Genomic DNA, 20,894 nt, shown 5'->3' on the forward strand with positions numbered 1-20,894 from the left:
CTCAAAAAAAGAACTTATAACTAAACGTCATAATTAATGCCTTATGTCACTTTGTACCTGCAAGATTAAAGCGGTAAATTTGCGATCAATAAATTCAGTAATAAATTTTGTCAATTTTATACAAATTAAGGATTAATATATGTCTATTGCCGTCATCGCTAATCTTGCGATTTTTGTGGGCATCCTTCTCTTTTTGTTCCTACAACAAAGAAAAGCCAACAACAGTTTATCCCGCCAAGTTCTACTTGGATTAGTATTCGGTAGTGCATTTGGTCTGCTTGTTCATGTTTTTTATGGAGAGGGTAACCCTATCATCAAGCAAACTCTTGAATGGGTGAATGTGGTTGGTAGTGGATATGTTGGCTTGCTAAAAATGGTCATTATGCCGCTGGTTCTCGTCTCAATGATTGCTGCTGTGGTCAAATTAGAAAACTCAGGCTCTCTTGGCAAAATTAGTGGTTTAACTATCGGCGTACTCCTTTTCACCACTATGATTGCCGCTATTATTGGTATTTTTGTCACTCACTTATTTGGCTTATCAGCTGCTGGATTAACTGAAGGTGTTCGCGAATCAGCGACTATTTCTGTGTTAGAAACTAAAATGGGTAGCGTCGCAGATCTTACGATTCCACAGATGCTAGTGAGCTTTATTCCAACTAATCCGTTTGCTGATTTAACTGGCTCTCGTTCAACATCCATTATTGCGGTTGTTATCTTCGGTATTTTAACGGGCATTGCGGCACGCCGCGTGATGATTGAAAAGAAAGAATTAGAAGCCCCTATTCGTACTTTTGTTGACGCTATTCAGTCGATTGTGATGCGTTTGGTTCGTATGATTATTTCATTAACGCCATACGGTATTGCAGCTTTAATGGCCAAAGTAGTAGCAACATCAAGTGTCGGCGATATTTTAAATCTTCTTGGATTCATCGTTGCTTCTTATCTTGCTATTTTCTTGATGTTTATTGTGCATGGAATATTAGTTTCTTTCGTAGGTGTGAGTCCAAAAGAATACTTTAAGCGCATCTGGCCAGTACTGACGTTTGCGTTTACCTCACGTAGTTCAGCTGCAACCATTCCATTAAATGTTGAAGCTCAAATTACTAAATTGAATGTCCCACCAGCTATTGCTAATTTAGCAGCAACGTTTGGTGCCACAATTGGACAAAATGGCTGTGCGGGCATTTATCCTGCAATGCTAGCCGTGATGGTCGCTCCAACGGTCGGTATCAATCCAATGGACTTCAACTTCATTATTTCTTTAGTCGCAATGATCACTATTAGCTCATTCGGTATTGCAGGTATCGGCGGCGGCGCAACTTTTGCAGCCCTTATCGTATTACCGTCAATGGGATTACCCGTCACTATTGTTGCCTTGTTAATTTCGATTGAACCATTAATTGATATGGCTCGTACTGCACTGAATGTAAGTGGCGCGATGACAGCTGGCACAATTACTTCTCGTTTGTTGGGTAATAAAAAAGAAATCAATCAAGAATTTAAAACAATTCAAGTGCAAACTGCCGATTAATACTTTACCGAGACTGAGGCTTTATACAGGCTGATTAGCCCTGTATTAATTAAAGCGCTATAATAGCCTGAAACTAATTTGGTATAGATTACTTAGCTAAAATAGAAAACCCACAATATGTTATACACATACTGTGGGTTTCTTATTTTGATAAGATGAAAAATGAAACTATAAAATAGCCAATGCGACCTTAGCTAAATTGAATGCATCAACATAGCCAGAATGTTGCCGCCCTTCCCACTCAATACTCAAATTCTCTTGTGCTTCTTTATGACCAATGCGCTTATCTTTTAATCGAGATTGAATACGATACAAGGTGGCAAGATTCAGAAATTCTTTAAACGGAAAAACGAGCCCTTTTTGTTCACATTCTAATCGCAAGATCTCATCATCTCGTCCCCAAGCTGCATAAATTTTATTCGAACCACCAAAATTTTTGATCATGGATTTTAAAACAGATTCTAGTGGTCTTCCTTGTTTTTGCACTATACGAGGTGTTATTCCCGTTAATTCATAACAAAAACCAGAAATTTCATCCACTTCTGGTTTTACATAAAACTGTGCGCGTTTCACAATCGTCCCAAGAACAAGATCGACCTCTGCTAAGCCAATTTCTATAATTTCACCCGTGACCTTGTCACTACGATGGTTCTCTATATCATCTTGACTCCAACAGCACATTTCTAAATCGAAGCATACCACTCTGTTATAATTCATGGTTTTTCCTATTATGATTCATAATATTCCGCCTCAATATTAAAAAAAGAATTCTAACAAAATTAACCATGCCAATGCCAAGAAAATACCAATCACCACTATGCTTTGCCCATAATTTAACCAGTAACTTAACTCATAAAGGCTTAAGTGGGTAAAAGTGCATTCTTTTAGATGAATATATCCGCAATGTGACCGCGATTTTTAACGGTGTGGAGTTTCATTATGATAAAATAATCCCAATTTTATGACTTGCTCTTGTCTTTTTGTTGACCTTGTTTTTTCAAGATCCGCCCAAAGATAAGTCACTGAGTATTTTCTAACAGAGACATCACCATGACTTTTGATTTATCAGCAATGCCAACTACTTTTGATCTTCTCCATATCATCTTAGCCGCAACCACGGTTTTATTTTTATTACTATCAATGCGCCGTAAAACGGTTGAGAAAATCATTGAAAAGCCAGTCGAGAAGATCGTTGAAATAGAAAAGCCGGTAGAAAAAATTGTTGAAGTCGAGAAAGTAATCGAAGTTGAAAAAATCGTAGAAAAAATTATTCAAGTAGAATCTAAGCTTAAAAGTTCACCAACGGAGTCTGCATTACAATTAATGTCTATCTTCCAACAAGAAGCACGTTTAATTGATTTCTTATCAGAAGATCTTACTGGTTTTAGCGATGAAGAAGTCGGTGCAGCGGCACGTGTGATTCATATTGGTGGACAAAAAGTGTTGGCCGACCACTTCACTCTTTCTCACATTCGCAGTGAAGATGAAGAAACACGCATTACGATCAAACAAGGCTTTAACGCACAAGCAATTCGCTTAACCGGTCATGTTTCAGGCCAAGCACCATTTACTGGCACGTTAATTCATCGCGGTTGGAAAGCAGATAATATTACCCTACCTAAATTATCAGAAAACTATGACTCTTCAGTATTAGCACCAGCTGAGGTTGAGCTGTAATGGATATGAATAATTCGTCTCAAAACGATCAAGCCCAATTTTTTGTTGGTATCGATTTAGGTACCACCAACTGCGTCTTATCTTACCGCTCAATAAGCGAAGAAAACGCGTCGGTAAAAGTCTTTCCTATTGCGCAATTGATCGCATCAGGACAAGTCCAAGAATTAAATCAACTACCTTCATTTTTGTATCAAGCCCATGAAACGGAATTAGCACCTGGGACAACCGCCCTACCTTGGACACAACAACCCAATGCATTGGTTGGCACGATTGCACGTCAAATGGGTAACAAAACTCCAATGCGTTTAGTCGCCAGTGCAAAAAGTTGGTTGTGCCACGGCGGTGTTGATCGTCGTGAAGCCTTTTTACCACAATCAGGCCAAACTGATGCTGATGACATCGATAAAGTGTCACCATTAAAAGCGACTGAATTATATTTAGCGCATTTAATCTCAGCTTGGGATCACCAACACGCTAGCGCTCCATTAGTTCAGCAACAAGTGACTATCACGATCCCTGCCTCCTTTGATCCTGCTGCAAAAGAATTAACTGCCGAAGCAGCGCGTAACGCGGGCTTTAAACAAGTGACACTGTTAGAAGAACCACAAGCGGCTTTATATAGCTGGATTGATAGCAATAATGACAAATGGCGTGAACAAGTTGAACTGGGTGATCTGGTACTTGTTGTTGATGTCGGTGGCGGTACGACCGATCTGTCGCTAGTTTCGGTAACTGAGCAGAATGGTAACTTGGCCTTAGAGCGTATTGCGGTTGGTGAGCATATTTTGCTTGGCGGCGACAACATGGATCTTGCACTCGCTTATCGTCTAAAAATGAATTTGGCGCAGCAAGGTAAACAACTTCAACCTTGGCAAGTTCAAGCTTTGGCACATTTATGTCGTGATGCTAAAGAAGCGCTCCTTTCTGATAGCGACTTAACATCAGTACCAATTGTCGTGCCAAGTCGGGGTTCAAAACTGCTTGGCAGCACATTGAAAACAGAATTAACGCAACAAGATGTGCAGCAAACTCTGGTTGATGGTTTCTTCCCACAAGTTGCCGTGACTGAGCACCCAATACAATCGACTCGCGCGGCATTAACGCAATTGGGTCTACCTTATGCTCAAGATGCTGCAATCACACGTCATATTGCCGCATTCTTAACTCGTCAGAACCAAGCTCAAAACCATCACAATGATAACTCAAGCTTTATCAAGCCAACTAAAGTGCTATTTAACGGTGGTGTATTAAAATCAGAATTACTGTCAAATCGTCTTTTAAGCACCATCAATAGTTGGTTAACTACTGATAATGCTAAAGGAATCTCTGCATTAACTGGTGTTGATCTTGATTTAGCTGTTTCTCGTGGCGCGGCTTATTATGGTTTCATCCGTCATAATATAACCAATAACAATGCAGGGGTTCGGATCCGTGGTGGCATTGCTAATAGTTATTATGTGGGCATTGAAAGCGCAATGCCGGCAATTCCAGGAATGGCGCCACCAATGGAAGCCATTTGCGTCGCGCCCTTTGGTTTAGAAGAAGGCAGCCATGTTAAAGTTGAAAATCAAGAGTTTGGATTGGTCATTGGCCAACCAGTTCAATTCCAATTCTACGGTTCAAATACTCGTCGTGAAGATAGTGTTGGCACCCACTTAGATTTCTGGATGCCAGAAGAACTTGAAGAATTGCCTGAAATTAAGATGACATTGGATGCACAGCAAGATCGTAATATTGGTGATGTCGTCGTGGTTAATTTAGCTGCTACTATCACCGAAATTGGCACTCTTGAGCTTGAGGCCATCGCCAAAGATAACGGCCAGAAATGGCACGTTGAATTTAGTGTTCGCCACTAATGTACACGTTATGATGAAGTAACAGCACGGCATATCACTCGACTCTTAGAATGATGTGCCGTTTTTGTTTTATTCCCTCTTTTCTCAATAGGAATCGCTATGCCATCAACACTTTCTCACTCAACTAAAGCGCAATACTTAATCGGTATTGATTTAGGAACCACGAACAGTGTGTTGGCTTATTGCGAGATTCAAGATGACCTTGCCCACAGTCCTGTGGCTATTTTCGATATTGATCAGCTTGTCGGCGCTGGTGAAGTAGCACGTAAACCACTTCTTCCATCTTTTCGTTTTCATCCTGCCAACAACCAATTTCAGGAACATGATTTAACGCTGCCTTGGGATAATCAAACGGTTGTTGATGATTTACCCAATGCAATTATTGGAGAATGGGCGCGTGAATTAGGCGCGAAAGTCGAAGGTCGCCAAGTATCCAGTGCGAAAAGTTGGCTTTCACATGATGCTGTTGATCGAGAATCTGATATTTTGCCTTGGTCATCGAGTGATGATGTAGAGAAAATTTCACCATTAATCGCCAGTGCTAGCTACTTAAATCATATGCGTCAAAGCTGGAATCACCATCACCCGATCCATAAACTCGAACAGCAAGAAGTGGTCATAACAATCCCTGCATCATTCGATGAAAGTGCGCGTAACTTGACTCTACAAGCAGCAAAACTAGCAGGGTTGCCGAACATCCATTTATTGGAAGAACCTCAAGCGGTATGTTATGACTGGTATAGTCGCCATTTAGATTCAGCATCTGAGCAACTAGAAAATATCCCATCAATTTTAGTTTGCGATGTTGGCGGTGGTACAACCGATCTTAGCTTAATCTCTGCGACCCATGTTGATGGTAAATTAAGCCTTAATCGAATAGGGGTTGGCGATCACTTAATGCTCGGCGGTGACAATATTGATCTCGCTCTCGCCCACCTTGCCGAACAACGTTTAAGTGATAACAGCACCAGCAAAAAACTCAACGCCGCCTCACTGATGAAGCTAATCCAACAAACTCGTAAAGTAAAAGAAGATCTACTGCGACCCGATGCCCCCGAGCAAGCAAAGATATCCGTATTAGGTTCTGGCTCTCGATTAATTGGTGGCACGAAAAGCGCACCGATTACTAAGCAAGAGATCCATCAAATTGTACTGGATGGCTTTTTCCCTCTCACCGGCAAAAATGAAATGTCGCTAAAACGCCGTACTGCCGTCGTTGAATTTGGTCTGCCTTATGCTACCGATGCGGCGATCAGTCGTCATATTGCTGAATTCATTCAAAATCACGCTCCTGAACAACGTATTCCCACGGGCTTATTATTAAACGGTGGTGTGTTTAATAGCCAATTAGTTGAAAGCCGCATGGTGGATTTATTCAATAAATGGAACAATGCGCCCATTACATTATTGGATAATCCAAACCCAGATTTATCGGTGGCATTCGGCGCTGTCGCGTATGCAAAAGCACGTCGTGGCGCACAGCTTAAAATTGGTGGTGGATCTGCCCGCTCTTACTTCTTACATCTCAAGCAAAAAAAGAAAGCTTCGCAGGCATTATGTTTACTCGCAAAAGGCAGTGAAGCGGGTCATGAAATACGTCTAACGGGGCGTAAATTTTTACTCACGTTAGGAGAGCCTATTCAAATCGATCTGCTGACCTCTACGCAAGAGCAATTTATTGATAGCACCAATTTATTAATTCCTCCGCAAAACAGCTTGTTAGTTGATGTTGATAAAAATCGATCTCAAGCCGCTTTTAGGCCATTGCCACCTTATATCGCGACTCTCGATAGCAATACGTCCCGCGATGCTCTGCAAGCCAATCAAAAAGATCGAGTCGAGGTCATGCTTGCTTGCCAACTGACCGAGGTGGGCACATTAAAATTAGAATGTGTTAGCTTGGAAGATAATAAGCAAAGATGGTTATTAGAATTTGAAACTCGAAAACATGAAGAGTTCGAGCAGGCACAAGCACACCCAAGGTTGACTCAAGCCCAAGGTTTGATTGCCAGCGCTTATTCCGCCAATAAAAAAATAGACAATCCAAAGCTAATTAAAACACTGAATAAAGATTTAGAAAAACAATTAGGCAAACGTGAGTTGTGGGATTTTTCGACTTTACGCCAATTATTCGATGCATTTTCACTAGGTAATAAGCGCCGCCGCCGCTCTGCCGATCATGAAAAACAATGGCTACGCTTAGCTGGATTTTGTTTACGCCCAGGATTTGGTGATCCAACTGATAGTTGGCGCTGTGAACAAACGTGGTCTTTATACCAACAAGGAATTCAATTCCCTTCCAGTCAAACTTGGTCAGACTGGTGGATCTTCTGGCGCCGTATCGCGGGTGGACTTAATCAAGAACAACAAGAAACCATTTTGGCCGATATTGCTAAATATTTACATCCCGGAGCACATCGCGCCAAAGGTGCCGTCAGCGAGCAAGGCTATGAGGCAATGGTTCGTTTATCTGCATCATTAGAGCACTTAGACAGTGAAGATAAAGTGTTACTCGCCACTTGGTTTTTCAACCGAGCGCAAAAAAGTAATGACTATGTTCAAGCGCATTGGTGGGCATTGGCGCGTTTAGCCTCTCGCACTCAATTATATGGCAGCCAACATAATACTATTCCTGTAGCCCAAGTCTCTCAATGGCTGGTAAAAATACTCGATTTGGATTGGAAGCAAGAACCAACCATCCCCTTTGCCGCCGTTATGATGGCTCGCAAAACGGGTGATCGTAGTCGTGATATTGCCGACGATATTCGTGCTCAAATCATAGAAAAACTACAACTCAACCGAGCTAGTCAAACTTGGATTGATTTAGTCAGCGAAGTAAAAGAGTTAACTGAAGATGAATCGAAAAAAGTGTTCGGCGATTCTATTCCTGCTGGCTTACATCTGATGAACTGATGAACCTGAATTTTGGAATAAAAAAAAGCTGCAAATTTTTCAGTCTGCAGCTTTTTCGTCATTCATCATCACTCATAAATACAAAGCAAAAATAGAATTTATATAATTGATAGAAGTGCCTGTAATGGGTGCTGAAGTTTCTCTCCTTCAAAGCGCTTCACTTGGCTACGACAAGAATAACCCGTCGATAGGCAGCGCTCTTTTGGTAAACGATTTAAATTTGGCTGCCAGCTAAGTTGATAAATTCCTTGAGACATTTCAAGCTTGTCGGCTTCATGACCAAAGGTTCCTGCCATGCCACAACACCCAACCGCAATACTTTGCAATCTCGCGCCAAAATACTGAAATATTTGTCCCCACTCTTTTTCTGCATTAGGTAACTTGGTCTTTTCAGTGCAGTGAGCAAATAAATACCAATCTGCTATTTCCTCTGTTGGGGTATTGGTGCATGAGGTTAAATTAGGCAGTAACCATTCATGAGCCATAAGAACTTTAAACTGACAAGCATCTTTACCTAACACATCTTGATATTCATCGCGATAACATAGAACCATTGCAGGCTCTACGCCAACTAATGGGATATCTAACTTAGCAATGTCATTTAAAAATGCAGAAGTTGTCGTCGCAGACTTAGTGAATTGCTTCAAAAAACCTTTAATATGTTGCGCTTTTCCATTGGGTTTAAACGGTAAGACAATTGGTTTTTTACCCAACTTAATCGCCAATGAAACAAAATCGGTAACCACTTGCGCATCATAATAACTGGTGAAAGGATCTTGAACCACCAGTACATAATCTCGCTTTTCACTATCCGATAAAGATTGTAAATGCGACAAACTAAAGCGGGTGTCCCATTCATTTTGCGATAAATGTTGCTTCAATGTTGGTGTCGATAATAACGGGGTATCTACATATCCAATGCTGGCTTTGGTTAAATCCTGAACCCATTTCATCCCTAACATACTATTGACGACTTTCGGCGCGGCCGCCATTAACGGTAATAAGGTTTCAATGTTAGCAACGAGATAATCTTTTGCCGGACGTTGGTAGCGCGAATAATAAATATTAAGGAAACGCGAACGAAATGAAGGAACATCAACATTAATAGGACATTGACTTGCGCAAGCTTTACACGCTAAACAACCATTTAAAGCATCATAAACTTCATGAGAAAAATCATATTGTTTCTTCTTATTCACACTATGCCGTATACGATCTATCATGGTTTTAATCGACGTAGACTGAGTTAACGTTTGCTGCTCTAAATCTAAAACATCAATTCCTTGCTCGGTTAATTGGCGCAACCATTCACGCACTAAACCGGCGCGTCCTTTTGGAGAGTGTCGGCGATCAGCGGTGATTTTCATCGATGGGCACATAGGTGAATTCACATCGTAGTTAAAGCACAAACCGTTACCGTTACAATCCATCGCCTGATTAAAACTATCACGAACATTAACTGGAATTTGTCTGTCATAAAATGCGCGTTTTGTTCCGGAGACTTTAACCAACTCATCACGGCTGTCTATTGGTGTACAAATTTTACCCGGATTCATTTTGTTTAGTGGATCAAAAGCGGCCTTAACCCGGCGAAGCTGCATAAATAGCTCGTCACCGAAAAATTCTGGGCCATATTCAGAACGGTAGCCTTTACCATGCTCACCCCACATCAAACCGCCATATTTTGCGACGAGTTTAACTACATCATCTGAAACTTGATGCATTAGTTTTTCTTGCTCAGGATCGCATAAATCCAAAGCTGGACGAACATGTAATACACCAGCATCAACATGACCAAACATGCCATAATTTAATGACTTACCATCTAACAAGGTTCTAAATTCAGCAATATAATCGGCAAGGTTTTCAGGTGGTACACATGTATCTTCAGCAAAGGCAATCGGTTTGGCTCGCCCTTTCGCGCCGCCTAATAAACCCACCGCTTTTTTACGCATATTGTAGATTTTATTAATGCCAGATAAATCATTACACACTTGAAAACCAATGATCCCACCTTCTTCTGTTTCCAATTTAACGTTTAAAGTCGCCACCAAATCATCCACTAAAGCCTTAACTTTCGTTTCACTTTCATCGGCAAATTCAATGATGTTGATGCCTTGCATGTCTTTGCCTTCAACATCAGTCAACAAATCACTTACGGTATGCCAAACAATATCTTGCTTAGCTAAGTTCAACACTTTTGAATCAACGGTTTCAACTGATAAGGCTTGTGCTTCTACCATAAATGGCGCACTGCGTAAGGCGGCATCGAACGAATTATATTTAACGTTGACTAAAGTTCGTGCTTTTGGAATTCGAGTTAGGTTTAATTTTGCTTCGGTAATAAACGCTAGTGAACCTTCAGCGCCACACAATACTCGTGCTAAATCAAACTCACCAGATTCATTTTTATCAAAACTTAAAGCATTTTTTAAATCATAGCCGGTTAAAAAACGATTTAATGGAGGGAATTTAGCGTCAATCGCTGCCCTATTTTCACGACAAATTTGTTCTGTTTGAATTAAGGCGCGACTAGCAAAGGTTCCAACTTCAGGTTTATTCTTCCCTTCCGTATCATAAAATGAGCCATCCGCAAATACGGCGTGCAACGATAAAACATGATCAGAAGTCTTGCCATACTTTAAGGAACCTTGACCGGAAGCGTCTGTATTAACCATGCCACCAATTGTGGCGCGGTTACTGGTCGAAAGGTCAGGTGAGAAAAAATACCCATACTGACGCACAGTATCATTTAGCTGATCTTTAATAACACCAGATTGAACCCTTACCCAACCTTCAGTTTCATTCACTTCTAAAACGTTATTCATGTGGCGAGACATATCAACCACAATGCCTTTGGTTAACGACTGTCCATTAGTACCAGTACCGCCACCACGGGCTGAAAAAGTGACCGTATTGTACTTATCTTGAGCACCAACTTTGCCAATCAGTTGTACATCTTGAGTATGTTTGGGGAGCACGACTGCTTGAGGTAATTGCTGATATACGCTGTTATCCGTCGCAACGGCTAGGCGGCTCGCATAAGATTGTTCGACTTGCCCTTCAAATCCTGACCGTTTCAATTCTTCAAGGTATGTAGCAACAATTGGGTCAACAGAATAACCATGAGTAAGAGATGGTAAAGATATGTTGTTACGGTAAGATTTTTGACTCTTTTTATCGATAGAATTATCGCGTTTAACGACCATTATATTTCTGCTCCCTGTCCTAACATCATCGCTACATTAGTTTTTATAAAACAGCGTCGCCCATTCCATTTGGGATCTGTTGTTATTTATTTGAATCTCATCACTTTACAACATTTGACTTACTGTTAGGAGTAAAAATTACAAATATTAAATACAATATTCCACAAGCAAAATCGGCTTACATCTTTATAAAAGAGATGAAAAACGGTAGAATGCTCGGCTCATTTTCTTAACTCGATAAATAGCCTGAATTGAATGTCTAAACAAAAAGCGCTTAAAAAAATTGCTAAATGTCTTGAGCTAGGTAACTCAGCCAATGTCAACGAAGCAGCCCAAGCAATAAAAATGGCTCATCGACTCATGTTGAAATATGGGTTAGATAAAGATGATATCGATTTTATTAAGCTTGGTAAGACCCAATCTAGCCATCTACTGCCTTCTAGTATTAGCTCAAATTTATTGCGCATCATTCGTGGTATTAATACTCGATTTGGTGTTGAAGCTGTTTTACTCAATCATAAAGGGCTAAAGCGTGTCGAGTTTATTGGCGAGGCTGACCGCGCTATTTTTGCCGCTTTTGCTTTTGATATCGTTTACCGCGAAATGAACGAACATACAGGACAGTTCCGCAATAGCTTTTCAGGATCTGGAACAGGAAGTCTCGAAGTCACAAGACGCGTCAATTCGTTTGTTTCAGGTTGGATTGAAGGCGCTCTAGAAAAATTACCTTTAATTGCACCTGATGATGACTCTACCAATAAAATTAATAACTATATTGATAAAGAGTTTGCCAACATTGACCGCGAGACATTCAAACAGCAGTTAAGAGAGGCGATGAAAAACCTCACCGCTGATTATGAAGTAGGATTAAAAAAAGGGCGTAAGATTTCAGTCAATCGCCCTATTGATGGCGCAGCTGAAAAGAAAAAATTAACCCAGTGATCTCCATTACTTAATTTTGAGATCAAACGCACTAAATACATGAAAAATGAATTTCCCTTGCAACATAAGCTTCACTACACTCTTGTGGATTATAGCTAGCAGTAAATAGGACAAAAATGGAAAAGAAATATGGGACATGCGATTGGTGTAAACAATTTACCGCTAATTTAGTACGTTTAGATTATGTTGATGGGATCAGTAACCACACTTGTTCAGAATGTCATGATCTTGCCAAGATTGATGTTCGCCAGTTCAACTTAGCCGAAGTCGCATTACGAGAGAAACAAGGCAGACTTAACTAATCTTATAATGCCCGCTTTAGAACAACCCGACATGCATAAAAAAAGGCGCTTGGTTTTATAACCAATAAGCGCCTTTTTTAACTTCCTGAATTCGGATAATAAATCCTATTTGTATGGATAAAGTAAGATATACCCTATCACTCAAATACAAATTATTTATGCTTATGCGTTTTCAGTTTTTTCGCAACTTTTCTCACAACCAATAACACGATAAATCAAGGCTCCTAAAATTGCACCAATGATTGGAGCAACCCAGAATAGCCATAATTGTGATGTCGCCCAATCACCTACAAATACAGCTACGGCAGTACTACGAGCAGGGTTAACTGAAGTATTTGTTACTGGAATAGAGATTAAGTGGATCAGAGTTAGACATAAACCAATGGCGATAGGAGCAAAACCAGCAGGAGCGCGCTTATCTGTCGCACCCATGATGACGATCAAGAACATCATTGTCATTACGATTTCGCAAACCAAAGCAGCGATCATAGAATAGCCATCTGGTGAATGCGCACCATAACCATTTGATGCAAACCCACCAGCAAGATCAAATCCAGCTTTACCAGAAGCAATCACATAAAGAACACCACCAGCAATAATACCGCCAACTACTTGAGAGATAATATATGGCAAAAGTTGATTAGCAGGAAAACGGCCACCAGCCCAAAGGCCAATAGATACTGCTGGATTTAAGTGGCAACCAGAAATATGACCGATAGCAAAAGCCATGGTTAAAACGGTTAGGCCAAACGCCAGTGCAACACCAACAAAACCAATACCCAGCTCAGGATAACCAGCAGCTAATACCGCACTGCCACACCCGCCAAGGACTAGCCAAAACGTACCAAAACATTCCGCTAAATATTTATTCATCGTTTCATTCCTATCTATTTCATTAAACTAACAATAGTTTGTATTTAAAAGTTTGCACCAACTTAAAAACAAAAAAGCCATATAAGCCTCCTGCCCTTAATATCACTAACTTTCAATCAATATGAGTATTAATCTGATTATTTACTTGTTTATGAACCAGTTAACACACATTTGAAGTTTATAGCAGTTTGATGAAACCACAAATAAAAAGTGACAAAAATCACATTTATTAATAAATATCTCAATAATTGACTTGATAATAGCACCAAACACAAGTACTGTTCATGCATACAGTATGGATATATGGACAGTATTATGTTGACTCATTCTTCTTCAAATGAAGCAAAAGCATCGATGTTATTAGCGGCAAATCAAGAGCTGTATTCAGTTAACAGTCCCTTATTTGCTCGGTTATCTCTTTTAGCTAAACAGCCTAAATGGATAATATTCACCGACCAAGCAACGTTACCAACGGTAAGTGAATTACGCTGCTTTAATATCGAAGCTAAAAAAGTGATTAAAATGAAATCATCACAAGTAATGAGTGAAACGGATGTCATTATGAAAGTCTTATCAGTCAACACGGCAAGTGCCATAGTAACCGGTGATTCATTCAGTACAAAAGATCGTATCGCAATCGAATTAAAAGCAAAAGAAACGGCATGTGAGGTCTTTTTTATGACACAAGATATGCAAAATACTTTAATGCGAAATATCCATTAATGTAATTTAGGCTCTAAAATTGAGCCCTATATGACATCACATTCAATTATTTATTCTAAATTAAAAACCAAAGCAAACGTTTGCTTTTTCTCTGGATGAGTTAACCATAATTCTGTTACTATTTGGCTTTCCGGTGTGAGTCTTTCATGCCTGTCATTATTAGCCTAGTTTTAAATAGGAATATGGAAATGAGCCCTGCTAATCAAGTCCTTGCCGTGAATGATGATCTCCCTATCCGTACAGATAAACCTGTTCATAGTGGCAAAGTCCGTTCTGTTTATTGGTTAACTGAAAAAGATAGCCGTCGATTAATTCAAGAAAAAGGCTACAACGTAGCAGCAGATGCTCCATTAGCGATCATGGTCATAAGTGACCGTATTTCTGCCTTTGATTGTATTTGGCGTGGTGAAGGCGGCTTGAATGGAGTCCCAGGGAAAGGTGCGGCACTAAACGCTATTTCGAATCACTGGTTCCAATTATTTAAAGATAATGGACTTGCTGATAGCCATATTCTAGATATTCCTCATCCCTTTGTATGGATTGTCCAAAAAGCGAAACCTGTAATGATTGAAGCAATTTGTCGTCAATACATTACTGGATCAATGTGGCGAGCATACGACCAAGGCGAACGCGAATTTTGTGGCATTAATCTGCCGGACAATTTGGGGAAAGACCAAATTTTACCTGAATTATTAATGACACCATCAACCAAAGGTATTTTAAAGGGCATTCCAAATGTCCCTGAAGCTGATGATGTCAATGTCACTCGAGATGATATTAAAAATAACTTTTCGGCCTTCAACTTCTCCAAGCCTGAAGATATTGGCTTATATGAAAAGCTATTAAAAGAAGGCTTTAAGGTCATCAGTCAGGCTTTGAACGAGGTTGACCAAATTTTTGTCGATACTAAATTTGAATTCGGCTATGTTCAAGATGCTACAGGCAATGAAAAACTTATCTATATGGACGAAGTAGGCACCCCTGATTCTTCTCGTATCTGGGATAAGCATGCTTACGAAGATGGAAAAATCGTCGAAAATTCGAAAGAAGGTTTCCGCCAATTTTTACTACAACACTTCCCTGAACCAGATATTTTATTAAATAAAAATCGTATGCCTGAACGTTTTGCTCTCGCCGAAGATAACGTATTACCAGCTGAAGAAATCATGAAGATATCGCATACATACTTAGCTATTGCAGAGAAGATTATCGGCAAGCCAATCATGCTAAGTGAGAATCCAAAGCAAGAAATCATTGACGTCCTACAAAAAGAATATGACTTGATCGTTTAAGGCATAGACTGTTAACTTCTAAAATAAAAAATAAGCCAGACCCCCCTCTGGTTTATTTTTTATTCACGCGATAAATTGTATACAATGATTTAAACATTATTTAACAAAATTGTGCCATACCGCACATAACAAAATAACCTTTCATTGTAATATTTTATCTTATCGTCACAATTATATAACTGAAAGCTCGCTAATATGTTGAATTCGCATTATTTGTGCGCCAGAGCCAAACATAATGCTAAAATTATTTACAATCTTAACATCCCTTTTATCATAGGGGCCTTAAAATAAGATCGTAGAATAACGACAGCCCATAAAGTAGTGCAATCCGACCACTAAATATCCATTGCTCGTGAAAAATAAAAGAGTCCCACATGAATAATGATAAACGCCCTTTATATATTACTTACGCCGGCCCAGTCTTAATGGCAACCCCACTACTGAATAAAGGTAGTGGTTTTACAACTGAAGAGAGAAAAGCATTTAACCTCGAAGGGCTACTGCCTGAAGCTACGGAAACGATTCAAGAACAAGTTGAACGTGCATATCGACAATATACGGCTTTTGAAAGCGATATGGATAAGCACATTTATTTAAGGAACATTCAAGATACGAATGAAACTTTATTTTATCGATTAGTTCAAAATCATATTACCGAAATGATGCCAATTATCTACACACCGACAGTTGGTGCAGCATGCGAAAACTTTTCCAATATTTATCGCCGTGGACGTGGACTTTTCATTTCATATCCAAACCGTGATCGCATCGATGATCTAATCAACAATGCCACCAGCCAAAATGTAAAAGTCATTGTGGTAACCGATGGTGAGCGTATTTTAGGTTTAGGTGACCAAGGTATTGGCGGCATGGGCATTCCAATTGGTAAGCTTTCATTATATACCGCTTGTGGTGGTATAAGCCCAGCTTACACTCTCCCAATTGTTCTTGATGTAGGTACAAATAACCCACAGCGATTAGCCGATCCTATGTATATGGGCTGGCGTCATGCGCGTATTACTGGTGATGAATACAATAAATTCGTGGATGATTTTATCCAAGCCATCAAACACCGCTGGCCTGATGCCCTGATTCAATTTGAAGACTTCGCTCAAAAAAATGCGATGCCGTTACTTGAACGTTACAAAGATAAGATTTGTTGTTTCAATGATGATATTCAAGGTACTGCAGCCGTTACTGTGGGCTCTTTGATTGCCGCGTGTCATGCAGCAGGTAGCCAATTGTCTGATCAGCGCATTACCTTTGTAGGTGCAGGCTCTGCAGGTTGCGGAATTGCTGAAGCTATCATTGCTCAAATGGTTGCAGAAGGATTAACAGATGAACAAGCACGGTCACGAGTATACATGGTTGACCGTTGGGGTCTGTTACAAGAGGGCATGAAAAACCTACTTGATTTTCAGCAAAAGCTCATCCAGAAAAAGAAACATATTTCGAAATGGAAAAGTGAAGAACCAGGTTTTGCATTAATTGATGTGATTAAGAATGCAAAACCAACAGTAATGATTGGCGTTTCAGGTGTTCCTGGTTTATTTAGTCAAGAAGTTATCGAGGCAATGCATAGCAACTGCGAACGCCCTATAATTTTCCCACTATCTAATCCGACTAGTCGTGTTGAAGGCACACCACATGATATTTTCCACTGGACTAAAGGTCAGGCACTTGTAGCCACAGGCAGCCCTTTTGAACCAGTAAGGTATGAAGGAAAGGATTATCCTATTGCACAATGCAATAATAGTTATATCTTCCCAGGCATTGGACTCGGAGTACTCGCTGTATCAGCCTCTCGCGTAACCGATGAAATGCTGATGGAATCGAGCAGAGCTCTAGCTGAGTGCTCACCATTGGCAATAAAAGGCAAAGGGGCATTATTACCGCCATTAGAAGAAATACATGCAGTTTCGAAAAAAATCGCTTTTGCCGTGGCTAAAAAAGCTATTGAGCAAGGCGTTGCTCTTGAGATTACTGATGAAGCAATTGAAACTGCAATTAGCAATGGATTCTGGCAACCGGAGTACCGTCAATATAAACGCACGGCATTCTAAACGGCCTAATGTACTGCAATATACTGTAATAAGAAGCACTTGGTAATACGAGTGCTTGATAATAAAAAAACACATGCCCACTATTTCTATTCTTAGTGGGCATTTTTATTTTTCACGATTGCATTGGACTGGTATCATCGGTATTTGAGATTAACCTTCGACAACAATTTAATGTTGATAGGATATTTATTATTACTTGGTCTCCACACTTAATGATCGTGACCAAGAAAAGGCAAGCTATGGATACTGCGTCAATGCAACATAAACGAACTTTTTTCTTTAACCGTTCTTTTTTTCTGATTGTAGCTTATGTTTTTATATCGGCTATTTTATCTGTGTGCCTGTTCGTTTTTGCAATCGATCGTATTATCAGTTGGAAAACTCAAGACTCCATTTATCATAATATTAGTGACGTTCCTCCTCATGATATTGGGTTAGTGTTAGGTACCAGCAAGTACATCGGAAGAACCTTAAATATCTACTATTCGCACCGTATTGAAGCTGCGATTAGTTTATACCGACAAAAAAAAGTTCAAACCTTTCTATTAAGTGGAGATAATGCTCACCGTTCATATAATGAGCCGTGGACAATGAAACGAGATTTGTTAAAAGCAGGTATAGAGGACAAGAAAATCTATTTAGACTATGCCGGTTTTCGAACTTTAGACTCAATCATCCGAGCAAGAGATATTTTCCAAGCTGATCATTTTTTGATCATCACACAAGACTTCCACTGTGAGCGTGCTCTGTATATTGCACAATATCACCATATCGATGCCAGTTGTTTGGCCGTGCCTGGACCACTTGAAACATCAGGGTTCCATGTCAGGCTAAGAGAAGTATTTGCCAGGACGAAGGCCTTTCTTGATCTTTATATTTTAAATGCAAAACCAAAATTTCTAGGTCCAATTAAACCGATCTTTAACCCTCATGACATTATGAATACTGAAAACTCTAAGAGAGATGAAAATATCCATAACTGATTCAGTCCAAGTCATCAATACTACAAGCAGCATCAAAATCACTTCCAATATCAACGAGGCGAAATGGTCAGTTTTTCTAATGTCTCTACTCTATTTCGCCCATTATTTTTTGCTTGATATAACGCCTCATCAGCTCGAGCAATCATTTCTGTTACACGTTCACCCGCCACCAATTCAGTGACGCCAAAGCTACAAGTAAGTTTAACTGCCATTTCCCATTGATGGTTTTCAATTGTCATGCGAATTCTTTCCGCAATTCTTGCTGCAATATGAATATTTGAACCAGAACAAAAAATAATAAACTCCTCTCCTCCCCATCGAACTAAGTTATCACTGTCGCGTAACTCTGAACGTGTTAAATCTACAAATTGCCGCAAGATCTCATCACCAACTTGATGACCAAATTGATCGTTTATGAACTTAAAGTTATCTAAATCTACATAAATAATTGAAACCGAATCAAGCCCCCAACGAACTCTCCGAGCAATATTATCCAACCAATCTTTAATGCCATGTCGATTCACAGCCCCAGTTAATTGATCTTTTGTCGCCATTTCTTCAATCTCATTACAGCGCAGACTTAGCCTCTGATTCATCAACGCCAAAGATTTAGTTCGAGCTTCCATTTTCTCAATTTCAACTCGAGCAGAAGTTCGTTGATAAACAAACAAAAAAATTGCCCCAACAATCCAAGTAAAAAGCAATATAAATGCAAAGGTTGAGCGCCGAATATAATTACCTATAAACATTATTTTATTAATGGTTATTTGATGAAGTCCTGCTTCTGATCCTGAATCTGTTGCTATTTGGAGAAAAGGAACGTTATTTAATTTAACTCCTGAATGTTCAAGATCAATGTTGTAATCGAACAACCACCACGTTAATACTTGAAACTTACCAAAATCAACTATTCTTGCTCCTTGATGCAGACCTGGAGCATACTCAATACCATTATATTTAATGGTATTGTTATCATCTGGATTAAATATATCCTCTTCGAAATTACGTAAATTAACTCTAATTTTTTGGCTGCCACTTTCAGGGCCACGGTAATCAACATCAAGAATAACTGAGCTGTACAGGGATAAATCTAATCCATTTTTAATGTTATCAGAAAGATGAATCGTCAATTCACAATAAGGCCAGCGGTAGTTCTCACTATTGTTAAGCTCACAGAACATAGTCGTTGTATCCTTTTCTGAGTGAATTGATGCGAGGCTTCTCCCTCCTAGAGCTTGATCTGTCGCTACCGAATAAACATATTTCTCTGGTGTAATTAATAGGCTTTTTTGGTCATTAAATAATAAATAGATCGCCGTAATAAATATATTGAGGATAACAACTAATAATATTGATTTATTGACTATATTTTCTGAACTCATCTCAACACCTTAGATATACCGAGATAAATAATAAATAAATATTATTAAATTAGTCAACAATAATAAAGATCATCCTTATTTAATCATATCAATCTTAGATGCAAGTCAATATTATCAAATGTTCGGTACAATAAACTAATCCACTCCACCTTCTTTTTACTGTAAACTAATACCCCTCTTACACCTTGTTTTTACGAGCACACTTGCCAACTCCACTGGACCCTACTATGTCTTTTACCATTACTGGTACACTATCAAAACTACGTTCATCTCTTGATTCACAACAAAACAACCAAGTTCAATATGGCCTTCCTGTGGGCGATGACGTCATTGACCTTATGCCTTATATTGGTAAAGAAATCACACTAATTCACAGCGGCAATATTTTTTGTTCTGCATGTGGAAAGAAAACAAAGAAAAGTTACTCCCAAGGCCATTGCTATGTCTGTATGAAAAAACTGGCTAGCTGTGATATGTGCATCATGAAACCAGAAACCTGCCACTATGATGAAGGCACTTGTCGTGAGCCTAAATGGGGTGAAGCTAATTGTATGGTGGATCACTATGTCTATTTATCTAACACTTCAAGTATCAAAGTAGGTATTACACGCCATACTCAAATCCCAACTCGCTGGATCGATCAAGGTGCCACTCAAGGCCTACCTATTTTTAAAGTCAAAACTCGCTATATTTCCGGTTTAATCGAAGTTGAATTAGCGAAGCATATTGCCGACAAAACTAACTGGCGTACTTTGTTAAAAGAAGATGGTAAACCTATTGCTTTGGAAGATAAGTTTGCAGAATTGTTACCACATATTGTGACAGTCATTGAATCAATTAAACAAGAACATGGTGATGATGCAATAAAGATATTATCGGGTGAAATTACGCCAATTGAATATCCCGTGGAACAACACCCCGTTAAAATAGTTTCTCATAACTTTGATAAAAACCCTGTTGTATCAGGTATTTTGCAAGGAATTAAAGGGCAATACCTAATCCTAGATACTGGCGTGATTAATATTCGTAAATTTGGTTCCTATGAAGTGACTTTTAGCGACTAAATGTATTAATTGTAGACCCGCAGTAAATAGAGCTTTGCTGCGGTGCTAAGAATTAGTATCTAACACTTTCTTTACTCCTGCATT

At 39.4% G+C, this 20,894-nt stretch carries 15 protein-coding genes; 11 read left to right on the plus strand and 4 right to left on the minus strand.

The genetic code is table 11. The features are described 5' to 3' along the window. Window positions 1-139: 139 nt before the first annotated feature. Window positions 140-1,531: an L-cystine transporter gene (locus HC725_RS11140; RefSeq protein WP_190331894.1), complete on the plus strand. Its 1,392-nt coding sequence runs from the start codon at window positions 140-142 to the stop codon at window positions 1,529-1,531. A 168-nt stretch (window positions 1,532-1,699) separates the two neighbouring features. On the opposite strand, the gene HC725_RS11145 is transcribed toward HC725_RS11140, so the two are convergent. Then, window positions 1,700-2,248, minus strand: coding sequence for a 3'-5' exonuclease (locus HC725_RS11145; RefSeq protein ID WP_190331895.1), 549 nt, complete (start codon window positions 2,246-2,248; stop codon window positions 1,700-1,702). A 333-nt stretch (window positions 2,249-2,581) separates the two neighbouring features. Here HC725_RS11145 and HC725_RS11150 point away from each other — a divergent pair, with 333 nt between their 5' ends. From HC725_RS11150 to HC725_RS11160, 3 genes are all read left to right on the plus strand, one after another. Further along, window positions 2,582-3,208 (plus strand): DUF2760 domain-containing protein, encoded by a 627-nt coding sequence (locus HC725_RS11150; protein WP_190331896.1) that lies wholly within the window; start codon window positions 2,582-2,584, stop codon window positions 3,206-3,208. Continuing rightward, a complete protein-coding gene (locus HC725_RS11155) occupies window positions 3,208-5,064 on the plus strand; it encodes an Hsp70 family protein (protein ID WP_190331897.1) in 1,857 nt (618 codons plus the stop codon). Before HC725_RS11150 ends, HC725_RS11155 begins: the two co-directional genes overlap by 1 nt. Window positions 5,065-5,163: 99 nt before the next feature. Next, window positions 5,164-7,977, plus strand: a complete 2,814-nt coding sequence (locus HC725_RS11160) for an Hsp70 family protein (RefSeq protein WP_190331898.1) — start codon at window positions 5,164-5,166, stop codon at window positions 7,975-7,977. 98 nt (window positions 7,978-8,075) lie between these two features. Here HC725_RS11160 and ydiJ read toward each other — a convergent pair whose 3' ends face one another. Next, window positions 8,076-11,186, minus strand: coding sequence for a D-2-hydroxyglutarate dehydrogenase YdiJ (ydiJ, locus tag HC725_RS11165; protein ID WP_190331899.1), 3,111 nt, complete (start codon window positions 11,184-11,186; stop codon window positions 8,076-8,078). 255 nt (window positions 11,187-11,441) lie between these two features. On the opposite strand from ydiJ, the gene HC725_RS11170 reads away from it, so the two are divergent. Together HC725_RS11170 and HC725_RS11175 are read left to right on the plus strand one after the other, a co-directional pair. After that, a complete protein-coding gene (locus tag HC725_RS11170; protein WP_190331900.1) occupies window positions 11,442-12,128 on the plus strand; it encodes a DUF2786 domain-containing protein in 687 nt (228 codons plus the stop codon). A 116-nt stretch (window positions 12,129-12,244) separates the two neighbouring features. Beyond that, window positions 12,245-12,430 (plus strand): hypothetical protein, encoded by a 186-nt coding sequence (locus HC725_RS11175; RefSeq protein ID WP_190331901.1) that lies wholly within the window; start codon window positions 12,245-12,247, stop codon window positions 12,428-12,430. A gap of 162 nt (window positions 12,431-12,592) precedes the next feature. On the opposite strand, the gene aqpZ is transcribed toward HC725_RS11175, so the two are convergent. Then, window positions 12,593-13,321, minus strand: a complete 729-nt coding sequence (gene aqpZ / locus HC725_RS11180; RefSeq protein ID WP_342365949.1) for an aquaporin Z — start codon at window positions 13,319-13,321, stop codon at window positions 12,593-12,595. A 297-nt stretch (window positions 13,322-13,618) separates the two neighbouring features. Here aqpZ and HC725_RS11185 point away from each other — a divergent pair, with 297 nt between their 5' ends. The 4 genes from HC725_RS11185 to HC725_RS11200 all read left to right on the plus strand — a co-directional run bounded on the left by HC725_RS11185 (window position 13,619) and on the right by HC725_RS11200 (window position 18,364). Further along, window positions 13,619-14,026, plus strand: a complete 408-nt coding sequence (locus HC725_RS11185) for a hypothetical protein (RefSeq protein WP_190331903.1) — start codon at window positions 13,619-13,621, stop codon at window positions 14,024-14,026. Between the two features lie 188 nt (window positions 14,027-14,214). After that, window positions 14,215-15,318 carry a phosphoribosylaminoimidazolesuccinocarboxamide synthase gene (locus HC725_RS11190; RefSeq protein WP_190331904.1) on the plus strand — a complete coding sequence of 368 codons (1,104 nt, stop codon included), beginning with the start codon at window positions 14,215-14,217 and terminating at the stop codon, window positions 15,316-15,318. 374 nt (window positions 15,319-15,692) lie between these two features. Continuing rightward, the gene (locus tag HC725_RS11195; protein WP_190331905.1) at window positions 15,693-17,381 is read left to right on the plus strand and encodes an NAD-dependent malic enzyme; all 1,689 of its coding nucleotides are present in this window, start codon (window positions 15,693-15,695) and stop codon (window positions 17,379-17,381) included. A gap of 254 nt (window positions 17,382-17,635) precedes the next feature. Next, window positions 17,636-18,364, plus strand: a complete 729-nt coding sequence (locus HC725_RS11200) for a SanA/YdcF family protein (RefSeq protein WP_190331906.1) — start codon at window positions 17,636-17,638, stop codon at window positions 18,362-18,364. Window positions 18,365-18,414: 50 nt separating this feature from the next. Here the strand turns inward: HC725_RS11200 and HC725_RS11205 are convergent, their stop codons facing one another. After that, window positions 18,415-19,746, minus strand: a complete 1,332-nt coding sequence (locus HC725_RS11205) for a GGDEF domain-containing protein (protein ID WP_190331907.1) — start codon at window positions 19,744-19,746, stop codon at window positions 18,415-18,417. A 227-nt stretch (window positions 19,747-19,973) separates the two neighbouring features. Here HC725_RS11205 and HC725_RS11210 point away from each other — a divergent pair, with 227 nt between their 5' ends. Then, entirely contained in the window at window positions 19,974-20,810 is an 837-nt protein-coding gene (locus HC725_RS11210) for a DUF2797 domain-containing protein (protein WP_190331908.1), read from the plus strand. Window positions 20,811-20,894 lie beyond the last annotated feature (84 nt).

Source organism: Vibrio sp. S17_S38 (genome assembly GCF_014694375.1).
GTDB lineage: Bacteria > Pseudomonadota > Gammaproteobacteria > Enterobacterales > Vibrionaceae > Vibrio.